Genomic DNA, 16,676 nt, shown 5'->3' on the forward strand with positions numbered 1-16,676 from the left:
CCACTTTTTCTTTAATTGCGGACTTTCTATCGTGTGGGACGGTTAACGAATGAAAGGACTTTCCTATGACGATCTCTGCATTTCCGGCACCCGCAGAGGCGATGCCCACGCCTCAGGTCGCGCCGATTCAGGCCGCCGTCGCCGACGCGCTTGACGACGGGCGATTGGTGGGTGCTGTGGTGCTGGTGGCCCGCAATGGCGAACTGATCCATCAAGAAGCGGCGGGTTTTGCCGACCGCGAACAGGCTGTGCCGATGGCGCTCGATGCGCTCTTTCGCTTGGCGTCCGTGACCAAGCCAATCGTCACCACCGCCGCGCTGGTTTTGATCGCACAGGGGCGGTTACAGCTCTGCGACGAGGTCACGCGATGGTTGCCCGAGTTCTCGCCCATGCTGGCCGACGGGACGATCTCGCGGCTGACGATTCGTCATCTGATGACGCATACGGCGGGGCTGACCTATGGGTTCTTTCAGGTGCCGGATGGCACCTATGCGCGTGCGGGCGTCTCCGACGGCATGGACGACAGCCGCACGAGTCTACTCGAGAACATTCGGCGTATTGCCAGCGTGCCGTTGCTGTATCCGCCCGGCACCGAGTGGAGATACTCGATAGCGACGGACGTGCTTGGCGCCGTCATTGAAGCCGTCACGGGGTTGCCGCTGGATAAGGCCGTCGAGGAACTGGTGACGGCGCCGCTTGGCATGCGCGATACGTCATTTGCTGCCGTGGACGCGCGCCGTCTGACGACTGCCTATGCCGACGGCAGTCCCGTGCCGCGGCGTCTGGTGGAGCCTGACTTCGTGCCGTTCGTCGACGGGACTGCCGGTTTCCGGTTGTCACCGGGGCGTGCGCTGAACGCCGATGCCTATCCTTCAGGCGGCGCCGGTATGGTGGGCTCCGCAGGGGATTTCTTGCGATTGCTGGAAACGCTGCGTAAAGGCGGCGCACCGCTGTTGCCCGAATCGCTCGTGCGCGAGTTCGCCACCGATCAGATCGGCGGGTTGCCGATGCCATTTTGGCCAGGGCGAGGATTCGGCCTCGGCATTACGATCCTGAAAGACCCCGCCGAAGCGCAGTCGCCCGAATCGGTCGGCACCTGGCGCATGGGGGGAACCTACGGGCATTCGTGGTTCGTCGATCCCGTACGCGAACTCAGTGTGGTGGCGTTCACGAACACTGCACTGGAAGGCATGTCCGGTCGCCTGGTGACCGATCTTCGCGATGCCGTCTACGAGGCGATCGAGGTGCAACGATGAACGCCCGAGCGCAAGAGCGCCTACCGTTGACTTCGTTACTGTCGCTTTCCATGGCGGCATTCGTCACCCTCCTGACGGAAGTGTTGCCCGCTGGCTTGCTGCCGCAAATGGCACAAGGTCTCGTCGTCTCGGAGGCATGGGTCGGTCAGACGATCTCGATTTACGCCATCGGAGCACTGGTGGCGGCCATTCCGTTGACCGTGATGACGCAGGGAGTGCGACGGCGTACGCTGCTGTTGAGCGTCATGATCGGCTTCGCGATCGCCAACGGGGTGACCGCGCTGTCGCCGAGCTATGGGTTGACGATGGCGGCGCGCTTTCTGGCAGGCGTGTCGTCCGGACTGCTGTGGGCGCTGTTGGCAGGATACGCGGCACGCCTGGTGCCTGAAAATCAAAAGGGACGCGCCATCGCCGTCGCCATGGTCGGAACGCCGCTGGCGCTCTCGCTCGGTGTGCCGGCCGGCACATTCCTTGAGCACTGGACGGGGTGGCGGATGTGCTTCGGCATCATGAGCTTGCTGGCACTGGCGCTCGCGGTGTGGATGCGCGTGAAGGTGCCCGATTTTGACGGACAACCCGCAGGCAAGCGATTGTCGCTGGCGGGCGTCTTCATTGTGCCGGGCGTCCGTCCGGTGTTGTTCGTCGTATTGGCTTTCGTGCTCGCGCACAACATCCTCTACACCTATATCGCGCCGTTTCTGGCGCGAGCGAACATGGCACAGCGTATCGACGCCGTGTTGCTGGTGTTCGGCGCCATGTCGTTGATCGGCATCTGGATCGTTGGTGCCCTGATCGATCGCCATCTGCGCGCACTCACGCTTGCCAGCACGGCGCTGTTTGGTCTGTCTGCGCTGGCACTCGGTATGAGAGGCGATACCCCGGTCGTGGTGTACGCATTGGTGGCCGTATGGGGTCTCGCGTTCGGTGGCGCGGCAACGCTGTTTCAGACGGCGATCGCCAACGCGGCGGCAGATGCGGCTGACGTGGCGCAGTCGATGTTGGTGACGGTCTGGAACATGGCGATTGCCGGGGGTGGCATCGTGGGTGGTGTCTTGCTCGATCGACTCGGCGTGGCCGCGTTTTCGCCGGCATTGCTTGCGTTGCTGACGGCCACGCTGATTGTCGTATGGATGGCCAGACTTCGCGGGTTCCCGGCAGTGCAACGGTAGCGGCTGCCGGGATCGCGCTGACGCGAGGGCGTCAGCGCGTGTGCGTGTCCGGCGCAGATGCCGATCAGAAGTCCATCGTGGCGCTGGCGAGGAAGGTACGGGTGGAACCCGGCAGCACGAAGCCGTTGTACGTCGTCGTCCAGTAGTGCTTATCCGTCAGGTTGTTGATGGCGGCGCGCAGCACGACTGACTTGCCGGCGATTCGCGTGGCGCACCTGGCCGACAGGTCTAACAAAGTGTGATCGGAACTCCCCGAGTTACCGGGCGGTGAGGCGAGAGTCCGTCGGCTCACCCGCGCGGATCACTGCGTCGAATCCTTCTTCGATCACATCGATCATTCGGTCGGTGACGTCGACCCAATGTGTGGAATGGTCTCGGCCAGCGTGTCGATCTGGGTAATGTCGAGGCGATTCGCCCCTGTCAGGATGACCGCGAGCAGGACGCTCTGCGCGTCGACGATGAGGTGGTGTGAATCGCCCAGAGGGCGACACCAGTGCTCTACAATGCACGCACCGCACGGTTAAGTAAACGTGCGGAACGCAGAGGCGGAATACGTACGTAGGGGGCGTTCCCCGTGTCGCAGCATACACATCACAGGAAGGAGCGGGCAATATGAAGTATCGCGGCGTCGTCTATGACGTGGGATTGAAATTCACGGCCGATAACCCATACTCAGTAGAGCATTTTGATCCCGAACTGGTCGCTTACGATATCAACTCCATCGCAACCGAATTGCACGCCAATGCTATTCGTATCGAGGGAGAGGAAATTGAACGTCTAGTCGCAGCATCGCGCATCGCGCATGCTGCCGGACTGACCGTCTTCTTCAACCCATGGAAGATGAACGTGCCGATCGTTGAGCTGCCCGCCTATTTTGAGCAAGCTGCGCGTGCAGCTGAGCAAATAAGAATTGAAGGAGCAGATATCGTCTTCGTCGCCGGCTGCGAAATGAGTCTGTTTAACGAAGGTATCTTCAAAGGCTCTACCGTCACCGAGCGAATACAGGGCCTCATAGAACGGGGTACTGCAGCTCAGGCGAACGAGAGCGAAGCATTGCGCGTTCAAGCAGCCAAGCTAAACGAAGCTCTCAAGCAAATCGTCGTAGGTGTACGCAAGGAATTCAAAGGGAGGGTCACCTATTCAGCCGGGATGTGGGAAATGGTGGACTGGAGTCTGTTTGACATCGTTGGGATCGACCACTACCGCAGCAACGAATCGACAAAGGAGTATGTGGGGGCGCTGGACCGCTATCGTCTAAGCAAGCCGCTAGTAGTGATGGAAGTCGGTTCCTGTGCTTATGAGGGCGCAGGCAAGCTTGGCGCCGGCGGCTTTATGCGCCTAAAAGGGGTAAATCCCGATGGGACAGGGATATTTACCGCCGGCATCGTTCCCACACGCAGTGAACGCGAGCAGGCGAACTACGTCGAGGAGCAGCTTAACCTTCTCACTGGTGCTGGCATCGATGGCGTGTTCATCTATGTGTTCTCGTTTCCGACCTTTCCCCATGCGAAGGGAGCGCGAGACTTGGACATGATGAGTTTTTCTCTGGTCAGGACCTATCCGAAAGATAATCCCAAGGGGCAGGAAATCCCGCCGTGGGAGCCTAAGGAGGCTTTCCATCGTATCGCCAGCATTTACCGGGATATCGCCTCGCCGTACGTCTTAGATATACCTCAGCAGTGATCGGCCATCTTCACAGATGGCACGGCGCAGACACAACGGCGCCGTCAAAACCAACAATGCCCTGATGTGGCTGCATTCGAGCGGGTTCGATGACCGCTTGGGGTTGTGGACTCGGCCGGTCGACGCAACACATCAATGAAATCGTTGAAATTGATCGGGATGCCGGCCACGCTGATCGTCGTGTGCGTGTCCGGCGCAGATGCCGATCAGAAGTCCATCGTGGCGCTGGCGAGGAAGGTACGGGTGGAACCCGGCAGCACGAAGCCGTTGTACGTCGTCGTCCAGTAGTGCTTATCCGTCAGGTTGTTGATGGCGGCGCGCAGCACGACTGACTTGCCGGCGATTCGCGTGGCGTACCTGGCCGACAGGTCGATCGTGGTGTACGCGGGAATCGACAACGTGTTGGCGGCATCGACCTCCTGCTCGCCCGTGACCTTGACGCCGGCCGCGAGCGTCAGGCCGCGCACGAACGGGGTGTCGTACTCGACACGTCCTGTCACGACGTAGCGCGGCGCGGCAAAGATGCGCTTGCCCGCCACGCTCGGGTCGTCAACGTCCACGGCCTTCGTGTTGAGCAGCAGCACGCCGCCCATCACGCGCCAGTCGCGGGCGAGACGCACCCAACCGCTGGCATCCAGCCCCTGGAAGCGTTGCGTGCCGTCCTGCACGTAGTAGTTCGCCTGATTGGTGTAGCCATAGCCGCGCTCGACGCGGAACAGCGCGAGATTCGCCCCCCACGTCTGCTTGTCCGCTTTCCAGCCCACCTCGTACTGTTTGCTGGTGAGCGGCCCGAAGGTCTGCGGGAAGTTGACGTTCGTGATGCTCGCCGAGCCCCCCGGCTCCAGCGACTCGACGTAGCTGACGTACGCGGTCGAATCGTTGTCGGTCTTGTACATGAGCGCGACCGTCGGCGAGACGGGTTTCGCGCGGTAGGACGCGCCAGTCTGCCCTGAGATGTCGTACAGATCGTCGTTGAACTGGGTGTAGCGCAGGCCGGCCAGCAACGAGATACGCGAGGTGATGCCAATCGTGTCGCTGGCATAGATCGCACGCTGCGAGATCTTCTCGCTGCGGTACGGCTGGTAGTTCAGGCCGAAGTCCTGATTCGGCAGCAGCGACGGGTTGTAAATGTTGCTCGTGCCGAGCGAAATGCCGTTACCCCCATCGCCATTGTCGTTGAGCTTGACCTGGCTCTGATACGCCACGCCGAACACCACGTCATGCTTGAGCGGACCGGTGGTGAACTTGCCCTGCATCATGGCGTCCCAAGCCTGGTAGTAATAGGCCGTCTTCCACTTGTATTGCGTGTCGGCATAGTCGCCCGCAGCGTTGAGCACGGAGAGGAAGCTGTCGCCGTTAAGACGATTCAGGCGTGCGAAGCGATATTTGAAGTTTGCCTTCCACTGATCGTTGATGCGATAGTCGAGCGACGTGCCTGCCGTCAGCGAATCGGTTTCGTAATAGGTGAACGGCTGGGCCACATTGCGGGCGACCTTGTTCGCGTCGGGGACTGCCCCCGCACCGGCGAAGTTCATGCCGAACAGCGTGCCGGTCGTCTGGCGCTTCCAATACGCCACGTCTGCCGTCCATGTGAGGTCCGGCGTGATGCGCCAGTCCGTGGCAAGCGAGATCGTCTTGCGACGCACGTGGTTGTTCGGCTCGGCGGTGTTGCCTTCCTCGTTCACGATGTTCAGGCGATAGCCGAAGCGATTGTCGGGACCGAAGCGTCCGCCGAGGTCGAGCTTTTCGCTCCACACATTGCTGGCTTCATAGCCGACCGAGAATTGACGCAGCGGTTCGTCCGTCGGCCGCTTGAGCACGTAATTCACGATCCCGCCGGGCGCGCCGAAGCCATACATGAAGCCAGACAGGCCCTTGAGCAGTTCCACTTGTTCGAACGGCTCGAGCGGAATGTCTGCCTGCCACGAGACGAAGTTCTGACCGTCGACCTTGGTGCCGTCGAGCATGTCCACGCGCATGCCGCGCACGGCGAAATACGAGTTCTCGTTGCGCTTGTTTTCCGAAAGCGTGGTGACGGCCGGATCGTACTTGAACGCGTCAGTCGCGGTCTGGGCCATCTGGTTCTTGATCTGCTCGCTGTTGACGGCAACCACCGAGAACGGCGTGTCCACCGCGCGCCGTGTGCCCAGCGCACCGCTCGACACTCGCTCGACCTTGATGTCATCGTCGCGGCCGGCCGATACGGTGGTGGCGGGCAGCACGGCAGTGCCTTGCGAGGCATTCGCCGCCGGTTGCGGGTCGGACGGTTGCGATGCTTGCTGGGCGTAGACGCTGCCAGAAGCCAGCGTCAGCGACGCGGCACAAATCGCGAACACACCAGCCACGGCGCGTGACACCGAGGAGGGCGAGAGCGGTGAAGCGTGGGGGAACGTCAGATCATGCGCGGTGCGTGTGCGAGCGAAACCGCGCCCTGCGAGCGGGCGGTGATGCAACATCGGTGTGAATCTCCAAATTTGTGATGCGTCGTGTGCCGACGGGTACGTCTCGAAATTGATCGTCTTGTGTGGAGTGCGTGAACTTGCTCATGCACGCGCCGTCAGGTTCGCGCCGGGTCCGGCCGCTCGGGCAGCGTTGTCGTTATGTTGGTGGTGCCTTGACTGGCAACGGCAGTGCGCTCCGGTATGCGAGCCGTGCCACTGTCGCGTGACGTCTGCCCTCTGGTCGCAGCAGGTCGCGCCCAGACGCTGTTCGGATCGCCACGACGGGCGCGCCGCCACGTTGCGCGGGCGAACAGCGCGAAGATTGCCGCACAGACGATGGCGACCAGATCGACACCAGCAAGCACCCAGTCGCCCGAGGCCAGCGAGCGCGCGAGATTGTCGGACGTGAGCGTGGCATCGGCGACCGGGACGGCGAGGCAGACGAGCGCAGTGGCCACGAGCAGTCCCGTGGCTGCCACGGCCGGCACCGTGAGCGCAGCGAAAATGGCAGAGGCGGCGAGCGTGGCGACGAAGATCGAGAGCGCCGTCGTGCCGGGGGCGACAACCGCACCGACGAAGGCCGCAGCGATGCCCAGACAAGTCCCCAGGAATACGCCGGCCGTGGCCTTGGCCATCCAGCGCAAATGAGTGGGCTGAGTGGCGGCGTTGCGTTTGCGACGCGATTCGAGCCAGAGCAGGTTGCCGCTATAGACCAGCACGGCGCCCATCAACCCGAGCACGAAGTACACCCAGCGCACGGCGTCACCCGCGAAGTTGCCGAAGTGCGCGCCGTAGATCATGCTCATCACGGCGTGGTTCGTATCCCGCACCCCCGGACTGTGCTGGCCGACGATTTCCCCGTCGTTCAGGCGCACGGCCACGGCGGCGAAAACGCCCAGAGAATCCTTGGCCTCGCCGTAGACTTCGGCCACCGCATTCGGCTTGCCGTAACCCGTCCATGCCACGGCGGTCGTCTCCATGCCGGGCGCTGCCTGTTCGGCCCGCGCGAGCACTGTCTGCAAGTCGAGCGGCTTGCCGTCGACCGGGGCAATCCTGGCGGGCACGGAACCCGTGACTTGCGGGATTTGCGACATCAACTTGCTTTCGAACGTCACCACGTTGAACGCCATCATCAGCGGCAGGCTCAGACACAACAGCGTACCCGTGAGGGCGAAGACGATGTGAAACGGCAGACTCAGCACGCCGATGGCGTTGTGGGCGTCCTGCCAAAATCGTTTGAGGTTGCGCCCCGGCCGCAGCGCGAAGATGTCGCGCGTCATGCGCGGCAAGTGCACGATGACGCCGGAGATGAGCGCCATGCCGTAGAACAGCGCCACCACGCCCATCAGGTACAGGCCATACGTCGGGATAGACAGCGAGTAATGCAACGCGTTGATCGTGCTCGACAGACCGGGGCGCGCGTCGCCAATGACCAGCGATGATGCGGCATAGGCAGCGCTTGCGGCGTTCGGGCTCAGGCGTGCCTGCATCCATTCGCCGTTCGGCTCCTGCCAGTAGGCGAACGGGGTGGGGGAGTGATTGGGCAGTACCACACCCATCTGCTCGCGCGCGGCCGGGAATTTCGCGCGAACGCGCTCGGCGAGCTGTTCCGTCTGCGCGAGCGAGAGCGGCGCATGACGCGTAGCCGGTTGCTCCCAACGTTCGATCTCGTGGTGAAACACGGTCAGGGCGCCGCCGAGCATGGCGATGAACAGCGCGAAGCCGGCAACGATACCGGCCCAGGTATGGACACTGAGGTATTGACGCAGGGTTTGGGCACGCATCCGGAGCTCCTTACCAAACAGCGCGCGCCAGCAGCAGCGCGGCCCAGGCGACGGCGGTCGTGGCGCCAAGGCCAACCCACGCGCGTGTGGCGGTGCGGCTTGCGTAGACAACGGCAAACAGGCCGAGCCACACGAGCGGGAAGAGGGCGATGACCGGGATGATCGCGGTCTGCCAGCCGGCGGGCGTCATGTAGGCGATGGCGCCACATAACGCCATCGCGGCGAAGCATCCGAGCACGAGGCCCGCGAAGGTTCTACTCCACATGGGTGTCTCCGCGCAGCCAGTGCCAGCCGCCAGCCGCGTACGGCCAGAAGAGCAGGCCGAAGCAAAGCGACATGAAAGCCGCTGCGATGCCCGCCGACGGACCGGCGGCCAGCCACCAGCACACGAGGCATGCGATGGCCGCGGCGACCGACAGCCCTCGCGCGGGTTGCGCCGGCAGACGACACACTCGCAAGCGCTGGTGTTCCGATGTGAGATAGCTGGCACCACCTGCCAGCCATGCCAGTGCAATGGCCAATGCAATCAACATGCTTGGGAATCAAAAATAATCAGGCTCAGCAAGCAAAAACGCCGCCCTTGGCGGCGACGCGGCTAGCGAAGCAAATCCACGAACGGTTCCCGCAGGACGTTTCGGTCGCCTCACTTATTTGCGTGAAGATGCGAACGTTAACGAAAACGATTCGCATTTATATCATGATTCGGAAAAATCCCAAAATGATCTGAGTTGACGGCGTTGAGCGTTGGCGTGTTACGTGGCAACGAGACAACGGCGCGCAGCGCGCCGTTGTCTGGCGGGAGGGTATTGGCGGTGTGTGAGCGAGGTGCCTGGGCTCAATGTGTGTCTGCTGCGCCTGTGGCAAGCGTGCCGGCCGGCAGTGGCCCCGCAAATTGACGAAAGACGGCGCGCCAGTACGGAATCACAGGCCCGCCGGTGGGTTGGGCGGCGTCGATTTCCGGCAGCAAGTGCCAGGGGGCGGTCGGGTACTGGTGATGCACGCGATGCAGGTGCTGGTTGAGCAGCAGCGCGCGGCCCGACACCGGGGCCCGGAAATTGCGTGCGCGCGCCAGCTCGTCTATCGCCACACCGTAGTGCGGCAAGTTGTCTGCGATCGACAGCCAGACGCCGCGCGCGGCAAACGTCGCCAGAAACACGGGCCACCAGGGTCCGTATGCCCATAGGGCCACCGCCAGAGCGACGAGCAAAACAAGAAAGTCGCGTCGAATGCGACGGCGACGAACCGGATCGGAGGCAAACATGATGACGCGGCGGCGCACGTCGTCATCTTCCGGATCGCCGCCAAGGGCGCTCACGGCGAGTGCGGGCAAACGCCGTACGGGCAGCCACGCGATGACGGGGGCAAAGACTTCCGTGAGCCACATTCCCCCCAACAGCCGCGACTGATAGCCGAGCCACTTTTGTGCGCGAAGGGGCAGCGGCGCGGTGTCGGACAGTGTCGAAATATCCGGGCGGTCGAAGGGCTGACGCGTGAAGCGATGATGCATCAGATGTCCGAAGCGCATGATCTCGAACGGCAACCCGAGCAGTGCAGAGAGCGCGCGGCCGGTGCGCTCGTTAGCGCGAGCCTTCAGGCGCAACTGGCCGTGGATCGATTCGTGAATCAGGCCCCAGTGCATCGGGGTGAGCAGCAGCACGGGAACCAGCGACCATGCGGCGATCTCTCCCCAGTGGCGCAGCGCCCAGCCTAGTCCCAGCCATTGCCAGAGGCCGGTGAGCCCTGTCAGACCGATGAGCCACGGATTCCATCGCGACGGGCGGGCATGACGCCACAAGGCGGGAGACGCATTCGTCTCAGTGGCAAGGAAGAGGGGAAGTTCAAGTGATTCAGGAGCAACAGAAACAGCGGCGGACGTGGCGGTGTCGATCTCTGCCGGACGCGCAACGACATTCTCCATGGGGTCTCCGTGACGTTAGGGCCGTGCGCTGGACGACAGCATACGCAAATAGGGTATGGCCAGGCGCGGTGGCGGAGAGTGTACGTCGTGTGTCGGGATGGAAATATGTCAGTCGTGTTGCAGCGCCTGACTTCCGTGGCTTTTCCGGTGGTTCACCTCAGGCTGTCGCATTGCGTGATGCCAGCGTCGGTGAGGCGTACAAGCCGCAGTCCCCGCTCGCCGTCTTCGAGCGAGATCCAGCCGGCGCTGGTGAGCACACCGAGATAACGCAGCAGCGTGCTCATGGGCAACGCGCTGCGCTTCGCAAGGCGTGCCAGCGACAACGACTCGCGGCCTTCGCGGCGGCCGTCGGCCAACGTCGCGAGCAAGCGCGCCAGATCCTGCTCGGCCTGCGCGAGGCTGGCGTCGACGCCGGCGGCCTCATCCACCATGACGGCGCTCCAGCAGCACCGGAATCGACTTCGACGTGGGGGTGCCTGCACCGTCGGCGACGGCATCGAGCGGCACCAGTCCGTTGGTCTCGGGGTAGTAGGCCGCGATACAGCCGCGTGGAATGTCGTAGGCGACCAGCAGGAAGTCGTCGGCACGCCGCGCAATGCCGTCATTCCAGACGCCCACGACATCGACGCGTTCGCCTGCGCGCAAGCCTTGGGCATCCAGATCCTCGATGTTCGCGAAGACCACGCGGCGTTGTCCGAACACGCCGCGATACCGGTCGTTCAGGCCGTAAATCGTGGTGTTGTATTGATCGTGCGAGCGAATCGTCGCGAGTTGCAGCACGTCGGCACCGCGCGCGCCCGCCTGGCGGCGGGCCGCGTCGATCGGCAACTCGAGCGGCAGCGTATGTGTGGTGAAGTTGGCGCGTCCGTTGGCGGTCAGCCACTGACGTTCCGAAGGCGGTACGGCCAGCCGGAACCCGCCCGGATGCCGCACGCGACGGTTGAAATCCGCGAAGTCGTCGAAGGTTGCTGCGATGGCGTCGCGAATGCGATCGTAGTCTTGCACGTACCAGTGCCAGTCGCCGTGGCCGGCGAGGGCGCGGCCCATCGTTGCCTGCGCCATCCCCGCCACGATAGCCGGCTCCGAGCGCAGATGCTCCGAGGCCGGGGCATTGATGCCATACGACAGATGCACCATGCTCATCGAATCTTCGACTGTCACGCCTTGCACGATGCCGTTCTGCATGTCGATTTCGGTGCGACCCAGGCACGGCAGAATCAGGGCGTCGCGGCCATGAACGAGATGGCTGCGGTTGAGTTTGGTTGCCACATGCACGGTCAGGTCGCACTGGCGCAGGCCTTCCCAGGTGCGCGGCGTGTCGGGCGTGGCCATCGCGAAGTTGCCGCCCATGCCGATGAAAACTTTGATGCGTCCGTCGAGCATGGCCGAGATCGTGTCGACGACACCGAGCCCTTCGCGTTGCGGCGGCGCGAAATCGAACACCTTGCCGAGCCGGTCGAGGAATGCGTCCGATGGTTTTTCATTGATGCCGACGGTGCGGTCGCCTTGCACATTGCTGTGGCCACGCACGGGACACAGGCCCGCGCCCGGGCGCCCGATGTTGCCGCGCAGAAGCATCAGGTTGACGATCATCTGAATCGTCGCCACGGCTTGCTTGTGCTGGGTGATGCCCATGCCCCAGGTCGCGATAACGCGCTCGCCACGTAGATAGACGTCGGCAATCTGGCACATCTGCGCTTGTGAGACGCCGGACGCGCGCTCGAGATCGTCCCAGCGCTCGGCTCGCGCGTCGGCCGCGAAATCTTCGAAACCATGCGTGTGTTCGGCGATGAAGGCATCGTCGAGCAAGGGGGGCTCGCCAATGGCGCGTGCTTCGCTGTCGCGCTCCAGCACATGCTTGATGACGCCTTTCACGAACGCAAAATCGCCACCGCTCGCGGGTGTGACGTAATGGCCGCTGATCGCGGTGCCTCCCATGCTCAGCATCTCGGCAGGACTTTGCGGGTCGGCGAAGCGCTCCAGCCCGCGTTCGTGCAGCAGATTGACCGACACGATGGTGGCGCCGCGCCGGGCGGCCTCGCGCAGTTCGCCAAGCATTCGCGGGTGATTGGTGCCGGGGTTCTGGCCGAACAGCAGCAGCGTATCGGCCAGTTCGAAGTCTTCGAGCGTGACCGTGCCCTTGCCCAATCCCACGACCGGAGGCAAGCCTACGCTCGTTGGCTCGTGGCACATGTTCGAGCAGTCGGGGAAATTGTTCGTGCCGTACTGGCGAACGAAGAGTTGATAGAGAAACGCGGCTTCGTTGCTCGTGCGCCCCGAGGTATAGAACGCTGCCTGATCGGGATCGGGCAGGGCGCGCAGGTGTTCGCCGATCATTGCGAAGGCGTCGTCCCACGCGATGGGCATGTAGTGGTCCGTGGCGGCGTCGTAACGCATGGGATGCGTGAGGCGGCCATAACCTTCGAGTGTGTAGTCGTCGAGGGCGAGCAGGCCGGTCACGCTATGCTCGGCAAAAAACGCGGGGGTGACACGTCGATTGGTGGCCTCGGCGGCCACCGCCTTGGCCCCGTTTTCACAGAACTCGAACGTCGAGGCGTGCTCGCGGTCCGGCCACGCACAGCCTGGACAGTCGAAGCCGCTGGGCTGGTTCGCGCTGAGCAGCGTTCGGGCGCCCTTGAGGGGAATGCCTTGAGTGACGAGTTGGATGGCGACGTTCTTGAGCGCGCCCCAACCACCAGCGGGACGATCGTATGGAGCTATTTTCGGGGCAGGCATGACGCGGGTTCGGGCATGGGTGGCTGGCACGGTGCGTCGACATGAAGGGAACGCCTCGGCCAAGGACAAACATTAACGTAAAATAGGCAAATTAATGCATAATTCAGGTACTTCGTAGCGATTGTCCCGTAAGGATGTCGATGCGAAATCCCCTGTTAATTCGACGTTTTCAGGCATCTTATCAGGATTTTGCATAGATGGATTTATGCAATGAATAGCATATAAGGTGAGTCAATGAAGCGAATCTCCATTGCCCCGCAACTCCGTTTTCGCCATGACGGCAACGATTTCCCGCTCGACAAGGTGTTGTCGCTGCTCACGGAAGTGCAGGCGCACGGCAACTTGCAGGCGGCCAGCCAAGTGCTCGGGCAGTCGTACCGAGGGGCTTGGGGCCACGTGAAGGAAGTCGAGTCGCTCATGGGTGCACCGCTGCTGACCATGGCACGCGGACGTGGCGCGGTGTTGACACCGCTCGCGCAACGGCTTCTGTGGGGGCAAAAGCGTTTGCAGGCACGCCTGGGGCCGCTGCTGGAGACAATGGCGTCGGAGTTGCAGACCGAGCTTGACGATCTGCTGTTACAGGAGAGCGATCAACTCCGGCTTTTCGCGAGTCACGGATTGGCTGTCGCTGCGCTGGTCGACTTCGCGGGGCGTGCCGGCCTGCCCATCGACGTGAGCTATCGCGGCAGTATCGAAGCCATTGCCGCGCTGGCGAAGCACGAATGCGAGGTCGCGAGCTTTCATGTGCCGATCGGCGCGCTCGCGGAGCCTGTGCTCGATCACTATGGCCCGTTGCTCAAGGGCAAGTCGTACCGGGTGGCCGATGTCGCGTCTCGCCGCCTCGGGCTGATCGTCGCGCGAGGCAACCCGCTCGGCATCCACTCGCTGGCCGACTTGCCTCGTACCGGCGCACGGTTCGCCAACCGGGAGCGCGGGTCGGGCACGCGCATCATCTTCGATCTCCTGCTCGCGCGCGAAGGCATCGATCCTTCCGCCATCGCGGGGGCAGAGAACATCGAGTTCACTCACGCCGCCGTGGCCGCCTACATCGCGAGCGGGCGCGCCGACGCAGGGCTGGCCATCGAAGCCGCAGCGAGTCAGTTCGGGCTCGACTTCCTGCCGATCCTGACCGAACGCTACTGCCTGATGTTCCCGGAAAGCGGCAGCGATTCTCCACATCTGCAAGGATTGCTGGAGATTCTGCAAAGCGGGGAGTACCGGCAGACGGTTCATGCCATTCCCGGTTACAGCGAGGCGGCAACGGGGCGTGTCACGCCGCTGGCCGAGGCGTTCCCTTCGCTGGGATGATTTATATGCATTTATTTGCATATGTAATGCGCGACGATCGGCAGCGGCAGACGCCCGGCCGGTGCGGCTCTAGGCCGAGCGGCATGTTGCTGTGCAGCGAATAACGCGAAACTGAACCATCGGTGTTTCCACGAGGCTTGTTGGCGCGGGGCATTTGCACTAATGTCCTAGATACCGAGCCCCCAGAAACGTGTGGTCATCATATGCAATTTAGAACATATGAGACGCCGTTTTGCCTCAGGAGACATTCGAGATGGTGCCCACACCTCATGCAGCGCTTGCGCCGTTGCTGGCTCGCCACGCCGGCCGCGCACACGAGTTGTTGCCGCTGCTGCATGCTTTGCAGGACCGCGACGGCTATGTCGACCCGGCGCACGTGCCGGCGATTGCCGACGCCCTGAATCTTTCCCGCGCCGAAGTCCATGGCGTCATCACTTTCTATCACCATTTCCGCAGTGCGCCGCCACCACCCACCGTGGTGCAGATTTGCCGTGCGGAAGCGTGCCGCAGCCGCGGCGGAGAAGCGCTCGTTGCCCATGCCGAGGCGAGTACGGGCGCGCGTATCGATGGTGAGCCGTGTCACGGCGTTGGCGTCGAGTCGGTGTATTGCCTGGGGCAATGCGCGTTGTCTCCGGCGGTGACGATCAACGGCGACCTGCATGCGCGCGTGAGTCCGGCGCGGTTCGACGCTTTGCTGGCCTTGGTGCCGGAGCGCCGGGAGGGTCGTCATGTCTGAGTCTTCGAAGCGCGCTCCGTATCGCATTTTCATTCCGCGCGACTCCGCTGCGCTCGCGTTAGGCGCGGATCGGCTCGCGGCTGCCGTGGCAACGGAAGCCGTCCGGCGAGGCGTTGCCGTCGAGATGGTTCGCAACGGCTCGCGCGGGTTGTTCTGGCTCGAGCCGCTCGTTGAAGTGGAGACACCTGCCGGGCGCGTGGGTTATAGCAACGTGCAGGCGGCGCAGGTCGCTGCGCTGTTCGATAGCGGGTGGCCTGCGTGCGCCACGCAAGACGCCGGGCGAGAACCTTCCACCGAAAACCCCGACGGCAGTTGGGAAGCGTCAATGCCCTCCTGTGTCGGGCTGGTGGATAAGATTCCGTATCTCGCGCGCCAGCAGCGCCTGACGTTCGCACGCGTAGGCGTGACCGATCCGCTCGATCCTGCGGACTATGAGGCGCACGGTGGTCTGGCGGGCTTACGCGCCTGTCTCGCGCAGGATGCCGAGGCCGCGTGTCAGACCGTGCTCGACTCGGGACTGCGCGGTCGCGGCGGCGCGGCTTTTCCGGCAGGCATCAAGTGGCGCACCGTCAGCCGCGCGCAATCGGCCTGCAAATACGTCGTCTGCAACGCCGATGAAGGCGACTCGGGCACGTTTGCCGACCGGCTCATCATGGAGAGCGATCCCTTTGTGCTCATCGAGGGGATGCTCATCGCCGCACTGTCCGTAGGGGCGAGCGAGGGCATCGTCTACGTGCGCAGCGAATACCCGCATGCGATCGCGACGCTTGAGGCCGCCATTGCCGTGGCGCGCCGGGAAGGCTGGCTCGGCACGAATGTGCTGGGTTCCGGACGGGCATGCGAGTTGCGTGTCGCCAAGGCCGCCGGGGCCTACATCTGCGGCGAGGAGACGGCGTTGCTCGAAAGCCTCGAGGGCAAGCGCGGCGTAGTGCGGGCGAAGCCGCCGATCCCGGCGCTTGCCGGGCTCTTCGGGCAGCCGACACTCATCAACAACGTGATTACGCTGGCGAGCGTGCCGTTCATCTTTGCGCACGGCGCTGCGGTCTATCGCGAGTTCGGCATGGGCCGCTCGCAAGGCACGCTGCCGGTGCAACTCGCGGGCAACATCCGTCGCGGCGGACTCGTGGAACTTGCGTTCGGTGTGACGTTGCGCACACTGCTCGACGACTTTGGCGGCGGCACGGCGAGCGGGCGTCCCGCTAAGGCCATTCAGGTCGGTGGCCCGCTGGGGGCCTATCTGCCGAGCGCACAGTGGGACGTGCCGATGGATTACGAGGCATATGCCGCGCTGGGCGCAGTCGTCGGTCACGGTGGCGTGGTCGTTCACGACGACACCGCAGACCTGGCGGCGCTGGCGAGTTACGCGATGCAATTCTGCGCACACGAGTCATGCGGCAAGTGCACACCGTGCCGTATCGGGTCGACGCGCGGTGTCGAAGTCATCGAGCGTATCCGGCGTGGGGATGCGTCCGTGCGGCAGGTGCAATTGCTGCACGATCTCTGCGACACGATGGTGGCGGGCTCGCTGTGTGCGATGGGCGGCATGACGCCGTATCCGGTGCGCTCCGCGCTCGAACATTTCCCGGCGGACTTCGGTCTGCCCGATGGCGCCGGGGGCGCCGAAGCTGCCTGACGCGCGAGCGCC

At 63.4% G+C, this 16,676-nt stretch carries 14 protein-coding genes and 2 pseudogenes; 6 read left to right on the forward strand and 10 right to left on the reverse strand.

Annotated features, from left to right (window positions below; genetic code table 11):
- Positions 1–65 precede the first annotated feature (65 nt).
- On the forward strand, positions 66–1,256 hold the full coding sequence (locus tag PCO31110_RS21895) for a serine hydrolase domain-containing protein (protein WP_150691372.1): 1,191 nt from the start codon (positions 66–68) through the stop codon (positions 1,254–1,256).
- Positions 1,253–2,425: an MFS transporter gene (locus PCO31110_RS21900; RefSeq protein ID WP_150691373.1), complete on the forward strand. Its 1,173-nt coding sequence runs from the start codon at positions 1,253–1,255 to the stop codon at positions 2,423–2,425. Before PCO31110_RS21895 ends, PCO31110_RS21900 begins: the two co-directional genes overlap by 4 nt.
- Before the next feature lie 64 nt (positions 2,426–2,489).
- Here PCO31110_RS21900 and PCO31110_RS21905 read toward each other — a convergent pair whose 3' ends face one another.
- From PCO31110_RS21905 to PCO31110_RS26130, 3 genes and pseudogenes are all read right to left on the reverse strand, one after another.
- Positions 2,490–2,660, reverse strand: a complete 171-nt coding sequence (locus PCO31110_RS21905; protein WP_174979699.1) for a TonB-dependent receptor — start codon at positions 2,658–2,660, stop codon at positions 2,490–2,492.
- Between the two features lie 25 nt (positions 2,661–2,685).
- Positions 2,686–2,781, reverse strand: a pseudogene (locus PCO31110_RS26125) (LysR family transcriptional regulator); the annotation flags it as partial.
- A gap of 2 nt (positions 2,782–2,783) precedes the next feature.
- A pseudogene (locus tag PCO31110_RS26130) lies at positions 2,784–2,903 on the reverse strand (IS5/IS1182 family transposase); the annotation flags it as partial.
- A 134-nt stretch (positions 2,904–3,037) separates the two neighbouring features.
- On the opposite strand from PCO31110_RS26130, the gene PCO31110_RS21915 reads away from it, so the two are divergent.
- A complete protein-coding gene (locus PCO31110_RS21915) occupies positions 3,038–4,108 on the forward strand; it encodes a glycoside hydrolase family 113 protein (RefSeq protein WP_150691375.1) in 1,071 nt (356 codons plus the stop codon).
- A 206-nt stretch (positions 4,109–4,314) separates the two neighbouring features.
- On the opposite strand, the gene PCO31110_RS21920 is transcribed toward PCO31110_RS21915, so the two are convergent.
- From PCO31110_RS21920 to PCO31110_RS21950, 7 genes are all read right to left on the reverse strand, one after another.
- Complete coding sequence (locus tag PCO31110_RS21920; protein ID WP_150691376.1) at positions 4,315–6,564, reverse strand: TonB-dependent siderophore receptor; 2,250 nt, start codon at positions 6,562–6,564, stop codon at positions 4,315–4,317.
- A 101-nt stretch (positions 6,565–6,665) separates the two neighbouring features.
- Positions 6,666–8,333 (reverse strand): PepSY-associated TM helix domain-containing protein, encoded by a 1,668-nt coding sequence (locus tag PCO31110_RS21925; protein WP_150691377.1) that lies wholly within the window; start codon positions 8,331–8,333, stop codon positions 6,666–6,668.
- 10 nt (positions 8,334–8,343) lie between these two features.
- A complete protein-coding gene (locus PCO31110_RS21930) occupies positions 8,344–8,598 on the reverse strand; it encodes a hypothetical protein (RefSeq protein WP_010807816.1) in 255 nt (84 codons plus the stop codon).
- On the reverse strand, positions 8,588–8,866 hold the full coding sequence (locus PCO31110_RS21935) for a hypothetical protein (protein WP_010807817.1): 279 nt from the start codon (positions 8,864–8,866) through the stop codon (positions 8,588–8,590). Before PCO31110_RS21935 ends, PCO31110_RS21930 begins: the two co-directional genes overlap by 11 nt.
- A gap of 302 nt (positions 8,867–9,168) precedes the next feature.
- The gene (locus PCO31110_RS21940; RefSeq protein WP_150691378.1) at positions 9,169–10,251 is read right to left on the reverse strand and encodes a fatty acid desaturase family protein; all 1,083 of its coding nucleotides are present in this window, start codon (positions 10,249–10,251) and stop codon (positions 9,169–9,171) included.
- Between the two features lie 152 nt (positions 10,252–10,403).
- Complete coding sequence (locus PCO31110_RS21945; RefSeq protein WP_010807819.1) at positions 10,404–10,682, reverse strand: helix-turn-helix domain-containing protein; 279 nt, start codon at positions 10,680–10,682, stop codon at positions 10,404–10,406.
- Complete coding sequence (locus tag PCO31110_RS21950; protein WP_150691380.1) at positions 10,672–12,987, reverse strand: FdhF/YdeP family oxidoreductase; 2,316 nt, start codon at positions 12,985–12,987, stop codon at positions 10,672–10,674. The genes PCO31110_RS21945 and PCO31110_RS21950 overlap by 11 nt, the downstream gene beginning before the upstream one ends.
- A 234-nt stretch (positions 12,988–13,221) precedes the next feature.
- Between PCO31110_RS21950 and PCO31110_RS21955 the strand changes: the two genes are divergently transcribed.
- From PCO31110_RS21955 to PCO31110_RS21965, 3 genes are all read left to right on the forward strand, one after another.
- Positions 13,222–14,295, forward strand: a complete 1,074-nt coding sequence (locus PCO31110_RS21955; protein ID WP_150691381.1) for a substrate-binding domain-containing protein — start codon at positions 13,222–13,224, stop codon at positions 14,293–14,295.
- 253 nt (positions 14,296–14,548) lie between these two features.
- On the forward strand, positions 14,549–15,031 hold the full coding sequence (locus PCO31110_RS21960) for an NAD(P)H-dependent oxidoreductase subunit E (RefSeq protein ID WP_150691382.1): 483 nt from the start codon (positions 14,549–14,551) through the stop codon (positions 15,029–15,031).
- Positions 15,024–16,664: a formate dehydrogenase beta subunit gene (locus PCO31110_RS21965; RefSeq protein ID WP_150691383.1), complete on the forward strand. Its 1,641-nt coding sequence runs from the start codon at positions 15,024–15,026 to the stop codon at positions 16,662–16,664. The genes PCO31110_RS21960 and PCO31110_RS21965 overlap by 8 nt, the downstream gene beginning before the upstream one ends.
- The last annotated feature ends 12 nt before the right edge of the window (positions 16,665–16,676 follow it).

It is taken from the genome of Pandoraea communis (assembly GCF_902459745.1).
Taxonomy (GTDB): domain Bacteria; phylum Pseudomonadota; class Gammaproteobacteria; order Burkholderiales; family Burkholderiaceae; genus Pandoraea; species Pandoraea communis.

Coding starts and splice junctions, on each gene's coding strand:
- PCO31110_RS21920 (WP_150691376.1), bottom strand. CDS start 6,564: ATGTTGCATCACCGCCCGCTCGCAGGGCGCGGTTTCGCTCGCACACGC.
- PCO31110_RS21900 (WP_150691373.1), top strand. CDS start 1,253: ATGAACGCCCGAGCGCAAGAGCGCCTACCGTTGACTTCGTTACTGTCG.
- PCO31110_RS21895 (WP_150691372.1), top strand. CDS start 66: ATGACGATCTCTGCATTTCCGGCACCCGCAGAGGCGATGCCCACGCCT.
- PCO31110_RS21945 (WP_010807819.1), bottom strand. CDS start 10,682: ATGGTGGATGAGGCCGCCGGCGTCGACGCCAGCCTCGCGCAGGCCGAG.
- PCO31110_RS21960 (WP_150691382.1), top strand. CDS start 14,549: ATGGTGCCCACACCTCATGCAGCGCTTGCGCCGTTGCTGGCTCGCCAC.
- PCO31110_RS21950 (WP_150691380.1), bottom strand. CDS start 12,987: ATGCCTGCCCCGAAAATAGCTCCATACGATCGTCCCGCTGGTGGTTGG.
- PCO31110_RS21915 (WP_150691375.1), top strand. CDS start 3,038: ATGAAGTATCGCGGCGTCGTCTATGACGTGGGATTGAAATTCACGGCC.
- PCO31110_RS21925 (WP_150691377.1), bottom strand. CDS start 8,333: ATGCGTGCCCAAACCCTGCGTCAATACCTCAGTGTCCATACCTGGGCC.
- PCO31110_RS21965 (WP_150691383.1), top strand. CDS start 15,024: ATGTCTGAGTCTTCGAAGCGCGCTCCGTATCGCATTTTCATTCCGCGC.
- PCO31110_RS21955 (WP_150691381.1), top strand. CDS start 13,222: ATGAAGCGAATCTCCATTGCCCCGCAACTCCGTTTTCGCCATGACGGC.
- PCO31110_RS21930 (WP_010807816.1), bottom strand. CDS start 8,598: ATGTGGAGTAGAACCTTCGCGGGCCTCGTGCTCGGATGCTTCGCCGCG.
- PCO31110_RS21935 (WP_010807817.1), bottom strand. CDS start 8,866: ATGTTGATTGCATTGGCCATTGCACTGGCATGGCTGGCAGGTGGTGCC.
- PCO31110_RS21940 (WP_150691378.1), bottom strand. CDS start 10,251: ATGGAGAATGTCGTTGCGCGTCCGGCAGAGATCGACACCGCCACGTCC.